At 71.9% G+C, this 15,444-nt stretch carries 16 protein-coding genes; 5 read left to right on the top strand and 11 right to left on the bottom strand.

Annotation, left to right across the window (positions count from 1 at the left end; translation table 11 throughout):
- From glgX to QL985_RS01595, 6 genes are all read right to left on the bottom strand, one after another.
- Complete coding sequence (gene glgX, locus QL985_RS01620) at positions 1-2,160, bottom strand: glycogen debranching protein GlgX (protein ID WP_121566717.1); 2,160 nt, start codon at positions 2,158-2,160, stop codon at positions 1-3.
- A complete protein-coding gene (gene rlmB / locus QL985_RS01615) occupies positions 2,147-3,115 on the bottom strand; it encodes a 23S rRNA (guanosine(2251)-2'-O)-methyltransferase RlmB (protein WP_070636709.1) in 969 nt (322 codons plus the stop codon). The genes glgX and rlmB overlap by 14 nt, the downstream gene beginning before the upstream one ends.
- A gap of 85 nt (positions 3,116-3,200) precedes the next feature.
- A complete protein-coding gene (cysS, locus tag QL985_RS01610; protein ID WP_208546803.1) occupies positions 3,201-4,643 on the bottom strand; it encodes a cysteine--tRNA ligase in 1,443 nt (480 codons plus the stop codon).
- A gap of 48 nt (positions 4,644-4,691) precedes the next feature.
- On the bottom strand, positions 4,692-5,231 hold the full coding sequence (gene ispF, locus QL985_RS01605; protein WP_019310493.1) for a 2-C-methyl-D-erythritol 2,4-cyclodiphosphate synthase: 540 nt from the start codon (positions 5,229-5,231) through the stop codon (positions 4,692-4,694).
- A gap of 135 nt (positions 5,232-5,366) precedes the next feature.
- A complete protein-coding gene (ispD, locus tag QL985_RS01600) occupies positions 5,367-6,107 on the bottom strand; it encodes a 2-C-methyl-D-erythritol 4-phosphate cytidylyltransferase (RefSeq protein ID WP_259906110.1) in 741 nt (246 codons plus the stop codon).
- Between the two features lie 13 nt (positions 6,108-6,120).
- Entirely contained in the window at positions 6,121-6,606 is a 486-nt protein-coding gene (locus QL985_RS01595) for a CarD family transcriptional regulator (protein WP_012398940.1), read from the bottom strand.
- Positions 6,607-6,803: 197 nt separating this feature from the next.
- On the opposite strand from QL985_RS01595, the gene QL985_RS01590 reads away from it, so the two are divergent.
- Entirely contained in the window at positions 6,804-7,343 is a 540-nt protein-coding gene (locus QL985_RS01590) for a hypothetical protein (RefSeq protein ID WP_047978809.1), read from the top strand.
- A gap of 151 nt (positions 7,344-7,494) precedes the next feature.
- Here QL985_RS01590 and QL985_RS01585 read toward each other — a convergent pair whose 3' ends face one another.
- Together QL985_RS01585 and QL985_RS01580 are read right to left on the bottom strand one after the other, a co-directional pair.
- Complete coding sequence (locus QL985_RS01585; RefSeq protein WP_019310497.1) at positions 7,495-8,175, bottom strand: response regulator transcription factor; 681 nt, start codon at positions 8,173-8,175, stop codon at positions 7,495-7,497.
- On the bottom strand, positions 8,172-9,365 hold the full coding sequence (locus QL985_RS01580) for an ATP-binding protein (RefSeq protein WP_019310498.1): 1,194 nt from the start codon (positions 9,363-9,365) through the stop codon (positions 8,172-8,174). The genes QL985_RS01585 and QL985_RS01580 overlap by 4 nt, the downstream gene beginning before the upstream one ends.
- Before the next feature lie 222 nt (positions 9,366-9,587).
- On the opposite strand from QL985_RS01580, the gene phoU reads away from it, so the two are divergent.
- Entirely contained in the window at positions 9,588-10,286 is a 699-nt protein-coding gene (gene phoU, locus QL985_RS01575) for a phosphate signaling complex protein PhoU (RefSeq protein WP_019310499.1), read from the top strand.
- A gap of 75 nt (positions 10,287-10,361) precedes the next feature.
- Here phoU and QL985_RS01570 read toward each other — a convergent pair whose 3' ends face one another.
- Positions 10,362-11,120 carry a phosphoglyceromutase gene (locus QL985_RS01570; protein ID WP_019310500.1) on the bottom strand — a complete coding sequence of 253 codons (759 nt, stop codon included), beginning with the start codon at positions 11,118-11,120 and terminating at the stop codon, positions 10,362-10,364.
- Between the two features lie 67 nt (positions 11,121-11,187).
- On the opposite strand from QL985_RS01570, the gene QL985_RS01565 reads away from it, so the two are divergent.
- A complete protein-coding gene (locus QL985_RS01565; RefSeq protein WP_259905319.1) occupies positions 11,188-11,979 on the top strand; it encodes a class I SAM-dependent methyltransferase in 792 nt (263 codons plus the stop codon).
- Between the two features lie 98 nt (positions 11,980-12,077).
- Here QL985_RS01565 and QL985_RS01560 read toward each other — a convergent pair whose 3' ends face one another.
- On the bottom strand, positions 12,078-12,428 hold the full coding sequence (locus tag QL985_RS01560; protein ID WP_259905320.1) for a DUF2516 family protein: 351 nt from the start codon (positions 12,426-12,428) through the stop codon (positions 12,078-12,080).
- A gap of 9 nt (positions 12,429-12,437) precedes the next feature.
- Complete coding sequence (locus tag QL985_RS01555) at positions 12,438-13,568, bottom strand: PLP-dependent aspartate aminotransferase family protein (RefSeq protein ID WP_259905321.1); 1,131 nt, start codon at positions 13,566-13,568, stop codon at positions 12,438-12,440.
- A gap of 95 nt (positions 13,569-13,663) precedes the next feature.
- Between QL985_RS01555 and tmk the strand changes: the two genes are divergently transcribed.
- Complete coding sequence (tmk, locus tag QL985_RS01550) at positions 13,664-14,320, top strand: dTMP kinase (RefSeq protein WP_259905322.1); 657 nt, start codon at positions 13,664-13,666, stop codon at positions 14,318-14,320.
- A complete protein-coding gene (locus QL985_RS01545; protein WP_121566292.1) occupies positions 14,317-15,444 on the top strand; it encodes a DNA polymerase III subunit delta' in 1,128 nt (375 codons plus the stop codon). The genes tmk and QL985_RS01545 overlap by 4 nt, the downstream gene beginning before the upstream one ends.

Genomic DNA, 15,444 nt, shown 5'->3' with positions numbered 1-15,444 from the left:
TCAGGTGACGGCGAACATGGCGACGCTCTGCGCGGGCACCTCCACCGTGTCCCCGGTGTGCCAGCGGTTGCCCGTGAGCTCGTCCAGCTGGGGGTCCGTGGCGAGCACGAGACGGAAGGTGGCCTCCCGCGGCGGCAGCGCGGCGGCGTCGTCGTGGTGCGGGGACTCGAGCAGGGGCAGCACGGCGTTCACCGGTGCCTGCGTGCCGTTGAGCACGAAGAGCCCCGCGAGGTCTCCCCCGCGCGCGGCGATGACCACCTGCAGCGCCCGCTCCCCGTCGGTCTGCCACCGCTCCGCCGTCATGTGCTCCCCGGTGCTCGCGTACCAGAGCAGCACCACGTCCTCGGGACGCGTGGGGAACTGCCGGGGCTGACCCGCGAGGAACGCACGCCGGGCGCGGATCAGCCGCTGGGTGGTGCGGAACATCGAGCGCGCCAGGGGTGTGGGGCGCCAGTCCACCCAGGAGAGCCTGTTGTCCTGGCAGTACGCGTTGTTGTTGCCGTCCTGGGTGCGCAGGAACTCGTCGCCCGCGGTGATCATGGGTATCCCCTGGGAGAAGAGCAGGGTGGCCATCATGTTCCGCGCCGTGGCGGCCCGGGCGGCGCGGACCCGGACGTCCGGGGCGAACCCCTCGTGGTCGTGGTTCCACGAGTGGTTGTCGTTGGTGCCGTCCGCGTTGTTCTCGAGGTTGGCCTCGTTGTGCTTGGCGTCGTACGCCGTGAGGTCGTAGAGCGTGAACCCGTCGTGGGCCGTGACGAAGTTGACGGACGCCAGGGTGCTGCGCCCGTGCGGGGCGAACAGCTCCGCGGAACCGGACATCGCCCCAGCGAGGCGGGCCGCCGTGCCCCCTCCTCCGCCGCGGCGCATGGTGCGCTGGCCAGCGAGCCAGAAGTCCCGCACGGTGTCCCGGTAGTGGTCGTTCCAGTCCGCCCACCCCACCGGGAAGCGCCCCGTCTGCCAGCCGCCGGCGCCCACGTCCCACGGCTCGGAGATCATCCGCACGCCCTGCAGCACGGGGTCCGCGGCCACCGCCACGAAGAACGGGTGGCTGCGCGTGAAGTGGTGGTGCTCGTCCCGTCCGAGCTCGGGCGCCAGGTCGAAGCGGAAGCCGTCCACGTGGCACTCGGTGACCCAGTAGCGCAGGGAGTCCAGCGCCATGCGCACCACCTGCGGGTTGGAGAAGTCCATGGAGTTGCCGCAGCCCGTGACGTCCACGGACGCGCCGTGCTGGTCGTGCCGGTAGTACGCGCGGTCCCCCAGCCCCCGCCAGCAGTAGGCCCGCTGGTCCGGGCCGCCCTCGGCGGTGTGGTTGTAGACCACGTCCAGGAACACCTGCAGCCCGGCCCCGTGCAGTGCGTCCACCGCGGCTTTGAACTCGTCGAGCACCGCCGTGGGCCCGGCGGCCTGCGCGGCCGCCGTGGCGTAGCCGGCGTGCGGGGCGAAGAAGCTCAGGGTGTTGTATCCCCAGTAGTTGGTGAGCCCGTTCGCGGTGAGGTGCTGCTCGTCCAGGTGCGCGTGCACGGGGAGGAGCTCCACGGCGGTGATTCCCAGGCCGCGCAGGTGCTCCAGCACCACGGGGTGCGCGAGACCCGCGTAGGTTCCCCGGAGGTCGTGCGGGATCTCGGGGTGGAGCATGGTGAGGCCCTTGACGTGCGCCTCGTAGACCACGGTGTCCCGCCACGGTGGGGTGGGTCGGGACTCGTCCTGCCACGTGTGGTTCTGGGCGGTCACCACGGACACGTACATGCCGCCGTACGCGTCCGGGCCGGGGTTGACGACGCCGCTGGGTGGAGCCACGCGCTCGAGTCCCCGCCCGTAGGGGTCCAGCAGCACGGGTTCCACGGCAGGGTCCGGCGCGGGGGTCCCTGCCGGCGCCGCTGCGACGAACCCGTAGCGGGTGCCCTCGGGCATGGCGGGACACACGTCCCGGGCGATCTCCTCGGGCGTCATCTCCTGAGCGGGGACGTTGCGCGGCCGGGGCACAGTGGCGTAGTGGGTGCCGTGGTTCTCGCCCTCCAGCCGCAGCCGCTGCCAGGTCTCCCCCGGGCGTTGGAACACGAGGTCCACCGCGTCCAGTCCGGGCGCGTGGACGGCCACGTTGGCCGTGCCGTCCCCGGACCGCGAGGGGTGGACCCCCAGCGGGTGGCTACGCGCCTGCACGCCGGCGCGCGATCTCGTACAGCGTGATCCCCACGGCCATGGAGGCGTTGAGCGACTCCATGGCGGACTCGATGGGGATGGACACGATCGCGTCGCAGTGCTCGGTCACCAGGCGGGAGAGCCCCTTGCCCTCCGAGCCCACGACCACCACGAGAGGCTCGGTGGCCAGCTCGAGCTGCGGCAGGGACATGTCCCCGCCGCCGTCCAGGCCCACCACGAAGTATCCCTGCTTCTTGCAGTTCTCCAGGGTCCGCGTGAGGTTGGTGGCCTTGGCCACGGGCACGCGCGCGGCGGCACCCGAGCTGGTCTTCCACGCGGTGGCGGTGACCCCGGCGGAGCGGCGCTCGGGCAGGATCACACCGTCCCCGGCGAACGCGGAGACGCTGCGGATGATTGCGCCCAGGTTGCGGGGGTCGGTGATGCCGTCCGCCGCGACCAGCAGGGGCGGGTGCCCCTGGTCCGCGCCCCGCATGAGGGAGGCCGCGAGCTCGTCCGCGTCCTGGTACTCGTACGGCGGCACCTGCAGCACCACGCCCTGGTGGATGGCGTCCGCCGAGAGCCGGTCCAGCTCCCCGCGGGAGGCCTCCAGGGTGGGCACCTGGCGCTCGGCGCACAGCTGCAGGATGTCCTTGACGCGGTCGTCCACCTCGATCTTGGACGCGATGAACAGCGTCTTGGCGGGGACACCCCCGCGCAGCGCCTCGAGCACCGAGTTGCGGCCCGTGACGAGGTCCTCCTTGATGGGACCCGTGCCCGAGCGCTGCGGACGGCGCGGCTGGTTCTGCTGCTTGCGGGCCGCGGCCTGCTTGGCCTTGTAGGCCTTGTGGTAGACCCGGTCCTCCGCCTTGGGCGTGGGCCCACGGCCCTCGAGGCCCTTGCGGCGCTGCCCGCCGCTTCCCACGACCGGGCCCTTCTTCTTCTTGCGGACTGCTCCGGGGCGGCTGTTCTGGGCCATGGTCTTCACTTCCGTGTCTGTCACGGGTCACGGCCAGAGGGCCGCCCCGGGGTGGTCGGCGATCTGGGTCCAGTTTAGGTCAGCGTCAGGATTCCACGGACCACGCGGACCCCTGGGCACCGTCCTTGACGACGACGCCCGCGGCCGCCAGCTGGTCCCGGATGGTGTCCGCGAGGGCCCAGTCCCGGGCTTCGCGTGCCGCGGCCCGGCGCGCCAGCAGGTCCTGCACGAGGGCGTCCAGCGCACGGTGCTCCGCGCCGCTCGCGTCCCCGGCGGCGTCGAGCGCCATGAGCGGCAGCAGCCCGAGGACGTCCGACATCCCGGCGACCGCCGCGACGAGCGGCTGCGCCGCGCGGTGCTCTCCCGCGGCGAGTGCCGAGTTGGCCGCGCGCACCGTCTCGTGCAGCACGGCGAGCGCGCGCGGGACGTTGAGGTCGTCGTCCATCACGGCCACGAACTCCTCGGGCACGTCCTGCGCGTCCCAGTCCAGGCCGAGCCCTGCGGCGCGGGCCGAGCGCAGCACGGACTCCACGCGCTCCACCGCGGCGGTGGCCTCCTGCAGTGAGGTGGGCCGGTAGTCCAGCACGGAGCGGTAGTGGGCCTGGCCCAGGTAGTAGCGCACCGCGAGCGGACGCGCCTCGCGCAGCATGTCCTGCGGGGAGACCGTGTTGCCGATCGACTTGGACATCTTCTCGCCCTGGTACGTGACCAGGCCGTTGTGCAGCCAGAAGTTGGCGAACTCCCGGCCGGCGGCCGCGGACTGGGCGAGCTCGTTCTCATGGTGCGGGAAGCGCAGGTCCAGCCCGCCGCCGTGGATGTCGAAGTGGGCACCGAGGTACTTGTCTGCCATCGCGGAGCACTCCAGGTGCCAGCCCGGGCGGCCGCGGCCCCACGGGGAGTCCCAGGAGGCCGTGAGCGGCTCACCCTCCTTGTGGCCCTTCCACAGGGCGAAGTCCCGGGGATCCCGCTTGCCGCGGGGATCGGCGTCCGGGGCGTCCTGCATGTCCTCGACCCGCTGCCGGGTCAGCTCCCCGTAGCGCGGCCACGAGCGGACGTCGAAGTACACGTCCCCGGAGCCGTCCGTGGCCGGGTAGGCGTGCCCGGCGTCGATCAGCTCCTGGATCAGGGCGTGCATCTCGGGCACGTGGCCCGTGGCGCGCGGCTCGTACGTGGGGCGGTCGATGCCGAGCGCCGCGTACGCCTGCCCGAACACGCCCTCGAAACGGTAGGCCAGCGCCCACCACGGCTCCCGGGCGTGCTCGCCGCGGTAATCCTGGTCGTAGGACGCGCGGGAGTTCACCAGGATCTTGTCGTCGATGTCCGTGACGTTGCGGACCGTCGTGACCTCCAGGCCGCGGAAGCGCAGCCAGCGCGCGAGCACGTCGAACACCAGGGCGGAGCGCACGTGGCCGATGTGCGGCGCCCCCTGCACCGTGGCCCCGCAGTAGTACAGCCGGGCCTCCCCGGGGTGGACGGGGACGAAGTCCTTGATGGTCGCGGACGCGGTGTCGTAAAAGCGCAGAGTCACCGGACCAGTCTAGCGGGGCACCCAACGCGCACGACGGCGCTCCGGCGCTCAGGAGGTGCGCACCACCAGGGCCGTGGCGATCGCGGCGATGCCCTCCCCGCGGCCGGTGAGCCCAAGGGTGTCCGTGGTGGTGGCACTGAGGTGCACGGGTGCGCCCGCGGCTTCGGAGAGCACCGCGGCCGCCTCCTCCCGGCGGGGCGAGAACTTGGGGCGGTTGCCCACCAGCTGCACCGAGATGTTGCCCACCGTGAACCCGGCCTCCGCCACGATCCGCACGGCCTCCGCGAGGATCCGGCACCCGGAGGCCCCGGCGAACTCCGGGCGGTCCGTGCCGAAGTGCGCCCCGAGATCTCCCACCCCCGCGGCCGAGAACACGGCGTCCGCGGCGGCGTGGGCCACCACGTCCCCGTCCGAGTGGCCGCTCAGTCCGCGTTCCCCGGGCCAGTGCAGACCCCCGATCCACAGCGGGGTGCCTTCCGGCCCGAAGGCGTGCACGTCCACCCCCACCCCCACGAGGGGCAGGGGGTACGGGAGGCCTGCGCCGGTCTCTGAGGCGGGTGCGGCGGACTGGTGGGGTTCGAGAGCCATGCGCCCATTGTCGCGGATGAACCGGGAAGCAGAGGAGCCGGTGGCCTCACGTCCCGACGTCGAACGCCACGGCCGACGAGCACCAGGGGGCGCGCGCCGAGGGCGGGTGACCACAGGAGGGGGCTCGGCTCGGCCTCAGCCCCGCGAGTCCACCACGGCGCGTGCCAGCAGCAGGTCCAGGGGGCGGGTGACCTTGAAAGACTCGACGTCCCCGGCCACGAGGACCACGGGGTGCTCCGGGGCGAACCGCTCCACCAGGCTGGCGTCGTCCGTGATGCCCGCGGGATCCTCCGCTCGGCGGTCGGGCAGCAGCCCCGCGGCCTCGTTCACGCGCTCCAGCAGTGCGCGGTCGAACCCCTGGGGCGTCTGGACGGCCCGCAGTCCCGCCCGGTCCACTGTGCCGGTGCTGCACCCGTGGGAGTCCACGCCGCGCACGGTGTCCGTCACCTCGACCACCGGCACCACGGCCTCCGCGCCGTTCTGCAGGGCGGCGACCACCCGCTCGAACACGGCGGGCAGGGTTAGGCAGCGAGCGGCGTCGTGCACCAGGACCCGTGTGGCTCCGGGGGGCAGCTCCGCGAGGGCACGGGCCACCGACTGGGCGCGCGTGGCACCGCCCGTGACCGCGCGCGCACCGCACGCTGACGCCACCGCGGTGAGCTCGGTGTCGCCCGCAGGAACTGTCACGAGCAGCGCGGCCTCGGGAAGCGCCTCGCGCACCGTGGCGAGCGCGTGCTCCAGCAGCGGGCGGCCGGCCACGGGCACGAGCGCCTTGGGCATGCCGTACCCGAGCCGCGTGCCGGAACCGGCGGCCACGACAACGACAGCGAGCCCGTCCGGTACGGACGGGCTCGCGAGATCGTGGTGGTGCGTCACGGAAGGGCGGGGATCAGGCCGCGGACAGGATGTCGTCCAGGCGCTTCTCCGCCTCTTCCTCGTCGATCTTCTTGGCCAGCGCCAGCTCGGAGGTGAGGATCTGGCGGGCCTTGGTCAGCATGCGCTTCTCGCCGGCGGAGAGGCCCTTGCCGCGGTCGCGGCGCCAGAGGTCGCGGACGACCTCGGCAACCTTGAGGACGTCACCGGAGGCGAGCTTCTCGAGATTGGCCTTGTAGCGGCGGGACCAGTTGGAGGCCTCCTCCGCGTCCTGCGCCTGGAGGACCGCGATGACCTGCTTGAGACCGTCCTCGTCCACGACGTCACGGACGCCCACGAGGTCCACGTTCTCCGCCGGGACCTCGATCATGAGGTCCCCCTGGGTCACCTTGAGCCGGAGATACATCTTCTCTTCACCCTTGACGGTGCGAGTCTTGATCTCCTCGATGGTCGCCGCACCGTGGTGCGGATAGACGACCGTTTCGCCAACCTCGAAAACCATGCACAAACCCCTTTCAGCCCGCCAAGTCTACCACGGTGTATGATGCCCGATTCCTCGATCCCGGCCGCCCGCGGGGCGTCCTGCGGTCCCGGGAGACCACGCCACGAGCGGCGCGGGGTTGCAGACGATCCGTGGCCAAACCGATAGACTGGCCGGAGATTGAGTCCCACCGTCAGAGAGCCCGAGGAGTTCGTGCCGTGAAGAACGCCGCCCACAAGAAGTTGCAGCAGCTCGGACTGGGCGCGGCAGCGCTTGCCGTCCTGACCGGCGTGAGCGGATGCGCGTACATCAGCCCTCAGGCCACCGCAGACACCTACGCCCCGGCGGACGGTGTGCAGATGGACCTGGGCGACGTCCAGCTGCGCAACGTGCTCGTGGTCGCGGAGGACGCGGACTCCCAGGGCCGTGTGCTCGGCACCGTGATCAACAACGGCGACACCGCCCAGACCGTCACCATGGACGCGGACGGCGCCACGGCCACGATCGAGGTCCCCGCCAACCAGGAGGTCGTCCTGGAGAAGTCCAAGCCCGTGATGCTGGACAAGGCCGGCGCGGACCCCGGCCTGATGGTGGACACCTCGTTCACCGCGGACGGCCAGGACAGCAACGCCTCCGTGCCCGTGCTGGACCACACCTACCCGCGCTACGCCTCCTTCGTTCCGGGTGGCGCTCCCACCACTCCGGCCAACCCCTCCAACACCAAGGCCCCGGAGGGCCACTCCGAGGGCGGTCACTGACCCACCCGTGACGGCGCTGCTGCCGTGACCACCAGAGGGGTCGCACCCGCGCGGGTGCGACCCCTCCGTCTGTGCCCGGTGCGCTCGTGCACTGGCCCCGCTCTCACCGGGCCCCAGTGGTGCCCGGAGCCCTCATGAACCCGCGGCGCGCTCAGGCCTCGAACTTGTAGCCCAGCCCCCGCACCGTCACGATGTGCTGCGGTGCGGAGGGGTCCGGCTCCACCTTGGAGCGCAGCCGCTTGATGTGCACGTCCAGGGTCTTGGTGTCCCCCACGTAGTCGGAGCCCCACACCCGGTCGATCAGCTGCCCGCGGGTCAGCACCCTGCCGGCGTTGCGCAGCAGCATCTCCAGCAGCTCGAACTCCTTGAGCGGCATGGCCACGGGCTCGCCGCCCACGTGCACCACGTGCCGCTCCACGTCCATCCGCACGGGCCCCGCGGCCACGGTGGCGGTGATCAGCTCCTCGGGCTCCGCACGACGCCGCAGCACGGCCCGGATGCGGGCCACCAGCTCGCGGGAGGAGTACGGCTTGGTGACGTAGTCGTCCGCGCCGAGCTCCAGACCGAGCACCTTGTCGATCTCCGCGTCCTTGGCCGTGAGCATGATGATCGGCACCGTGGAGCGCTGCCGGATCTGCTTGCAGACCTCGGTCCCGGACTGGCCCGGGAGCATGAGGTCCAGGAGCACGAGGTCCGCGCCCGATCGGTCGAACTCCGCCACGGCGCGGACACCGTCCGCCACGACCGTGACGTCAAAGCCCTCACGCCCCAGGAGATAGGCCAGGGGGTCGCTCAGGGACTCCTCGTCCTCCACCATCAGAATCTGGGTCACGCGCGTTCCTCCACTCGCTGTCTTCGGTGCGCGCCACCGGACGGTGGCGGCCCGTTCTGTTCGTCGGGATCCTCCATGAGGGGGATCTGCAGGGTGAACGTGGAGCCCCGGCCCGGCTGGGACCACACGGAGACCTCTCCGCCGTGCTGCGCCATCACGTGCTTGACGATGCTCAGCCCCAGCCCGGTGCCCCCGGTCTGGCGCGAGCGTGCGCTGTCCACCCGGTAGAAGCGCTCGAAGATCCGGTCCTGCTCGGTCTCCGAGATCCCCGGCCCCTGGTCCGTGACCGTGATCTGCGCCATGCCGTCGCGCTCCCGCAGCCCCACGCCCACCCGGGTGTGCTCCGGGGAGTACCGCACGGCGTTGTCGATGAGGTTGCGCACGGCGGTGACGAGCATGTCCGGGTCCCCGAACACGGGGGTCTGGATCCGGCCGCCCACCTTGACCTCGATGTGCCTGGTCTCCGCCGCCAGCCGGTTGCGGTCCACGGCCTCGCCCACGGTGCGGTTCAGGGCCACCGCGGTGCCCTTGGACACCACGTCCGTGCCCTGCAGCCGGGAGAGCTCGATGATGTCCTGCACGAGCGCGCTCAGCCGCCGTGACTCCCGCTGCAGGCTCGCGGCGAAGTGCCGCACGGAGTCCTGGTCCGCCGCCGCGTCCTCGATGGCCTCGGACAGCAGGCTGACGGCGCCCACGGGGGTCTTCAGCTCGTGGGAGACGTTGGCCACGAAGTCGTTGCGGATGGACTGCGCGCGCACGATCTCGGTCTGGTCGTCTGCGAGCAGCAGGATGTACTCGTCCGCAATGGTCACCACCCGGATGTCGAGCACGATCACGCCCCGCTGCAGCTGGCCGCGGGTCAGCTCCAGCCGCTTCTCCTCCACCACGCCGTTGCGCCGGGTGCTGCGGACCATGTCCAGGAGCTCCTGGTGCACCACGGTGTGCCCGCGCACGATGCCGTACGCGTACGCCGCGGGAGAGGCCCGGACCACGCCGTCCACGCCGTCCACCACCACGTAGGCGAGTCCGAGTGCCGCGAGGATCTCCGCGGTGCCCTCCGGCAGGGTGGGCTCCTGGACGTCCGCATAAGCATGACGACGGCGCTGGCTCACCCGCACGGCGATCAGTCCGCTGATGCCGAGCAGGAAGCCGATGAACCCGGCCAGCAGGGCAATCGTCGTCTCGCTCACGGTGTCAGCTTAGACTCCCGGGTCGGCGCGGAGCCCCCGATCGACCGGTCCGGCCACCCGGTTCAGCCAACGTTCACCTCAGGATGGCGGCGCGTTCACGACCGCCTGTGAACCTGGTGAGACGTGTGCGACGTCGTCGCACCGCTCCCCCGGTGGCACCCGACCCGCTCGAGACGCGTAGGCTACGGGACCAAGAACTGCCGTGAATGAAAGGACGCCCCTGTGCGCAAGGTTTTCCAGGCCGAGCTCCACCAGGTCGGTGAAGAACTGATCCAGATCGCCACGCTCGTGCAGCAGGCACTGGCCAGCGCCCGAACCGCCTTCCTCGACGCCGACATCCAGGTGGCCGAGGAGGTCATCTCCAACGACGCCCGCATCGACTTCCTGCAGAACGACCTGGACGAGCGCTCCATCGACATCCTGGCCCTGCAGGCCCCCGTGGCTTCCGACCTGCGCATGATCGTGGGCGCCCTGCGCATGAGCGCCTCCCTGGAGCGCATGGGGGATCTGGCCCGCCACCTGGCCCAGCTGGCCCGGCTGCGCTTCCCCGAGCCCGTCCTGCCCGAGGCCATGCGCGCCCACTTCGACGAGATGTTCGAGATCGACCTCAAGCTGATCTCCCGCGTGATCTCCGTGCTGGGCAACCGCGACATCAGCCAGTCGGACGAGATCTTCGCGCTGAAGTCGGAGCTGAACCTCAAGCACCAGCAGGTCTTCGAGATGCTCGCCGCCCCGGAGTGGGACTCCTCCGTGCCCACCGCGGTGGACGTGACCCTGGCCTCCCGCTACCTCGAGCGCATCGGCGACCACGGGGTCTCGGTGGCTCGCAAGGTGTCCTACCTGGTGACCGGGGACTGGGCGCCCGCTACGGACACCCACCCCACGGGCCACGGACACTACGGCACCGACGCCGGGGAGTGATCCTGCGGGCCCCGGCCCGTTCTCGACGAAGGCCCCGCCCTTTCGGGCGGGGCCTTCGTCATGGGATGGTGACCCCTACTTCTTGCCCTGGTTGGCCACGGCCTTGATGGACTCCGCGGCGGCGTCCGGATCCAGGTAGCGACCGCCCGGGGTCACGGGCTTCAGGTTCTGGTCCAGTCCGTAGTACAGCGGGATGCCCGTGGGGATGTTGAGCCCGGCGATCTCCTCGTCCGAGATCCCGTCCAGGTGCTTGACCAGGGCGCGCAGGGAGTTGCCGTGCGCGGCCACCAGGACGGTCTTCCCGGCCTTGAGGTCGGGGATGACCTGCTCCTCCCAGTACGGCATGAACCGCTCCAGCACGTCCTTGAGGCACTCGGTGCGGGGCAGGTTGGCCACGTCCGCGTAGCGGGGGTCCCCGGCCTGCGACCACTCGGAGGAGTCGTCCAGCTCGGGCGGCGGGGTGTCGTAGGAGCGGCGCCAGGTCATGAACTGCTCCTCGCCGTACTCCTCGCGGATCTCGGCCTTGTTCTTGCCCTGCAGCGCACCGTAGTGGCGCTCGTTGAGACGCCACGAGCGCTTCACGGGGATCCACAGCCGGTCCGCGGCGTCCAGCGAGAGGTTGGCGGTGTTCATCGCGCGGCGCAGCAGGGACGTGTGGACCACGTCCGGCAGCAGCTGGTTCTCGGCCATGAGCTCGCCGCCCCGGGTGGCCTCGGCGCGCCCCTTCTCCGTGAGGGGGACGTCCACCCAGCCGGTGAAGAGGTTCTTCTCGTTCCACTCGGACTGGCCGTGGCGCAGGAGGATGAGCTTGTAAGTCGCTGATTCGTTAGCCATGGCTCCATTGTTCCACCCCTGACCACGCGGGGGAACGGGCGACGCGCACCGGACGTACAGTGGCCGTGTGCCCCTTCAGCAGCGCCCCGTGGGATCCGTCACCAGGGGCACCACCAACCCCAACCGGCTGCGCCGCGCGGACCGCTACCTCACGGGCGTGCTGGCCCCCGTGCTCCGCGGCGCCGCCGATCCCCTGCTGGTGGACCTGGGCTTCGGGGCCGCCCCCGTGACCACAGTGGAGCTGTGGGAGCGCGCCCGCACCGTCCGGCAGGACGTGGAGCTCACGGGGATCGAGATCGACCCGGCCCGCGTGGCCGGCGCACAGTCCCACGCCCGCCCGGGGCTGTCGTTCCAGCGCGGCGGTTTCGAGATTCCCACCGGCGCACGGTCGCCGGTGTTCGTGCGCGCGTTCAACGTGCTGCGCCAGTACCCGGTCGAGGACGTGCCGGCGGCGTGGGAGCTCGCGTGCTCCCGCTTGGCGCCGGGCGGTGTGCTCATGGACGGCACGTGCGACGAGCTGGGGCGGCTGGCCACGTGGCTGTGCTGCACCGCCCAGGGGCCGCAGACCTTCACCGTCAGCATGCGCCCGGGCGCCTTCGCGCTGCCCTCGGACGTGGCCGCCCGGCTGCCCAAGGTCCTGATCCACCGCAACGTGCTGGGTGAGCGCGTCCACGACCTCCTGGCCGCCGCCGACGCCGCCTGGCTGGCGAACGCCGCACTGTCACCGTTCGGGCCGCGGCAGCGCTGGAACGCGATGTGCCGCGATCTGAAGTTCACCGGATGGCCCGTGCTGCACGGACCCGCGCGGTGGCGACTCGGTGAGCTCACGGTGCCGTGGGATGCGGTGGCGCCGCACTGAGCCGTGCGCGGCACTGTTCCGAGCGTGGACCCCGCTGGATCCCAGGGGGCCCGACGGACCACGCTGTCCGGGCGCTCAGCGCAGTGTGTTCGTCCGCGTCACCAGGACCCGGGCTTCTTGGACTCCCCCGCCACGGCGGGGCGCACGTCTGCGAAGTACACACCGGCGATCGTGGCCGCAATGAGCATGAGGATCAGCGACCCGGTCCCCGGGATGCCCACCCGCAGGATCGACAGGGTGGAGAAGACCGCGCTGAACACGGTGACCACGGCGGCACCGCCCGTGAGGGCCAGCCAGAAGGACTTGGTGCGCTTCCACGCCCGTTCGAACTGCACCGGGGAGCGCCGCACGCAGTCGAGTGCCGCGAGGAGGGCGAGCACCGCCACCACCACGGTGATGGCGTAGTCCAGGTAGTTCGCCAGAGTGAGGGCCCACGGGTAAGAAGTCACGGGAGCAGTCTACCGATCGGCGAGCGCGTCGAGCCCCGCGGCGAGGTCGCTCCACAGGTCCTCCACGTTCTCGATCCCCACCGACAGCCGCAGCAGGTTCTCGGGAACGGTGGTCGGCTCCTCCGGGTGCCGGCGCCGTCTCTCCACGAGGGACTCCACACCGCCGAGCGACGTGGCGGGGGTCCACACGCGCAGGCCGGCGACGAGGCGCTCGGCCGCGGCGGCGTCGTCGTGCAGCACCACCGAGAGCACCGCGCCGAAGCCGCCCGTCAGCTGCGCGGCGGCGCGCTGGTGCCCGGGATCGCCCGGCAGGCCGGGATAGCGCACCCGGGCCACGGCGGGGTGCTCCTGGAGCCTCCGGGCGAGCACCGCCGCGCTCGCCACGGCGCGTTCGAGGCGCACCGCGAGCGTGCGCAGCCCCCGCAGGGCGAGCCACGACTCGAAGGGGCCCGGGATGCCGCCCTCCAGCGTGCGCTGGGTGTGGAGTCGGCTCCGCAGCTCGGGTGACGCGCACACCACGGCACCCATGAGGACGTCCGAGTGCCCCGACAGGTACTTGGTGGCCGAGTGCACCACGAGGTCCGCGCCGAGCGCGAGCGGCTGCTGCAGCAGCGGCGTGGCGAACGTGTTGTCCACGCACGTGAGCACGCCCCGCGCACGGGCGCCCGTGAGCAGCACGGGGAGGTCGGCGACCTCCAGCATGGGATTGGTGGGGCTCTCGACCCACAGCAGGTCCGCGCCGGCCAGGGCGCGGAGCACGGCGGTGGTGTCCGCGATGTCCACGGCACGCACGGTGAGGATCCCGCGGTCCTGCAGGCGCCGGGCCAGCTGCAGAGTGCCCTGGTAGCTGTGCCGCGGCACCACCACCGTGCCGCCCACCGGCACGAGGCTCAGCACCGCAGAGATCGCGGCCATCCCCGATGCGTGGGACAGCGCCGGGCAGGGCGCGCCCTCGAGCCGCCCCAGGACCTCCTCGAACGCCTCCCACGTGGGGTTGGAAGAGCGCGCGTAGGAGCGGTCGCCGTCCGCGACCTCCCCCGTCCCCCGGTACGTGGAGCTCAGCACCACGGGAGGGTTCACGGGGGCGTCGTGCAGGGGCTCGGGGCGCCCGCCCGTCACCACCAGGGTGTCCTTGTACATGCCCGTCAGCCTACGACCGTGGGCCCGTGCCGTGCTGCCTGCCCAGCCCCGGGCGGGACCCGAGGGTGTCGGGGACGCTGGCTAGAGTGGTGCGCGTGAAGGATTCAACGCGCGGGGCGCTCATCGTGTTCGAAGGCGGTGACGGCGCCGGGAAGTCCACCCAGGTCAGTGCCCTCGCCGTGGCCCTGCGCCGTGCCGGGCACGCGGTCACGTGCACGCGCGAGCCCGGGGGCACGCCGCTCGCCGAGGCTGTGCGGGCTCTCGTGCTGGACCCCTCCCACGCACCGGTCGACGCCGCCACGGAGGCCCTGCTGTTCGCGTCCGCCCGCGCGGACCACGTGTCCCGCATGATCCGGCCCGCCCTGGAGCGCGGCGAGATCGTGCTGTGCGACCGGTTCGTGGACTCCTCCGTGGCGTACCAGGGAGCGGGGCGGGGTCTGGGCACCGAGCACGTGCTCGAGCTGAACCAGTGGGCCCTGCAGGGACTGGTCCCGCAGCTCACGGTGGTCCTGGCCGTGGACCCGGCCACCGCCGAGGCCCGACGTCACCACCGCGGCGTGGCCGTGGACCGCATGGAGGCCGAGGACCGCGCCTTCCACCACGCCGTGAACGCGGCGTTCCTCGAGCTGGCCGCCCGCAGCCCCGAGCGGTACCTGGTGCTGGACGCGGCCGAGCCCGTCGAGGCGATCACGCGCGCGGTGGCAGCTCGCGTGGCGCCGCTGCTGCCCGGAACCCCGGGAGGGGCACTGTGAGCGTGTGGGACGAGGTCGTGGGGCAGCCCCGCGTGGTGGAGCAGCTGCAGCGCGCCGCGCGGGACAACGAGCCCACCCACGCCTGGCTGTTCACGGGCCCACCCGGTTCGGGCCGCTCCACCGCAGCACGCGCGCTGGCGGCCGCGCTGCTGTGCGAGCACGGCACCGGGTGCGGGCAGTGCCACGCGTGCCGCACGGCGTTCGCCGGCACCCACGCGGACGTCACCAACTTCGTCACGGAGAACCCCCAGATCAGCATCGAGGAGGCCCGTGAGCTCGTGGTGCGGGCTCAGGACCGGCCGTCCGTGGGCTCCTGGCGCATCATGATCGTGGAGGACGCCGACCGCATGACGGAGCGCACCTCCAACGTGATGCTCAAGAGCATCGAGGAGCCGCCCCCGCACACCATCTGGCTGCTGTGCGCACCCTCCCCCATGGACGTGCTCGTGACCATCCGCTCCCGGTGCCGCGCCGTGACCCTCAAGGTCCCCTCCCCCGAGGACGTCGCCCGGCTGCTCGTGGCCCGCCACGGCGTCACCGAGGAGCGTGCCGTGGAGTGCGCGCGGCTCGCCCAGTGCCACGTGGGCGTGGCCACGCGCCTCGCCCTGTACGACGACGCCCGCACCCGTCGGCAGGAGGTCGTCTCCCTCCCCCTGTCCATGCGCGGGGTCACCCAGGCCGTCCGCGCGGCGGACCGGTTGCACCGCCTGGCCGTGGACGAGTCCGCGGCGGACGCGGAGGCCCGCAACGACGAGGAGCGGGCCCAGCTGCTCGTGTCCCTGGGCGCCCCCGAGACGGGTCGGGTTCCTCCCGCCATCCGGGGGGCCCTCAACCGGCTGGAGGCGGATCAGAAGCGCCGCTCCCGCCGGATCCAGACCGACACCCTGGACCGGTTCCTGATCGACCTCACCACGTTCTACCGGGACGTGCTGAGCGTGCAGCTGGACACCGGAATGCCCCTGATCAACGTGCACCTGAGCGATCAGATCCGCGGCTACGCCACCAACACCGCCGCGGAGCAGACACTGCACACGATCGACGTGATCAGTGAGACGCGCCGGAGGATCCGCACGAACGTGAGCGCGCAGCTGGCGTTCGAGGCCATGATGGTCTCCATCGTCTGA

It is taken from the genome of Kocuria sp. APC 4018 (assembly GCF_030407675.1).
Lineage (GTDB): Bacteria > Actinomycetota > Actinomycetes > Actinomycetales > Micrococcaceae > Kocuria > Kocuria rhizophila.
This window is presented reverse-complemented; position numbering and strand designations above follow the sequence as displayed.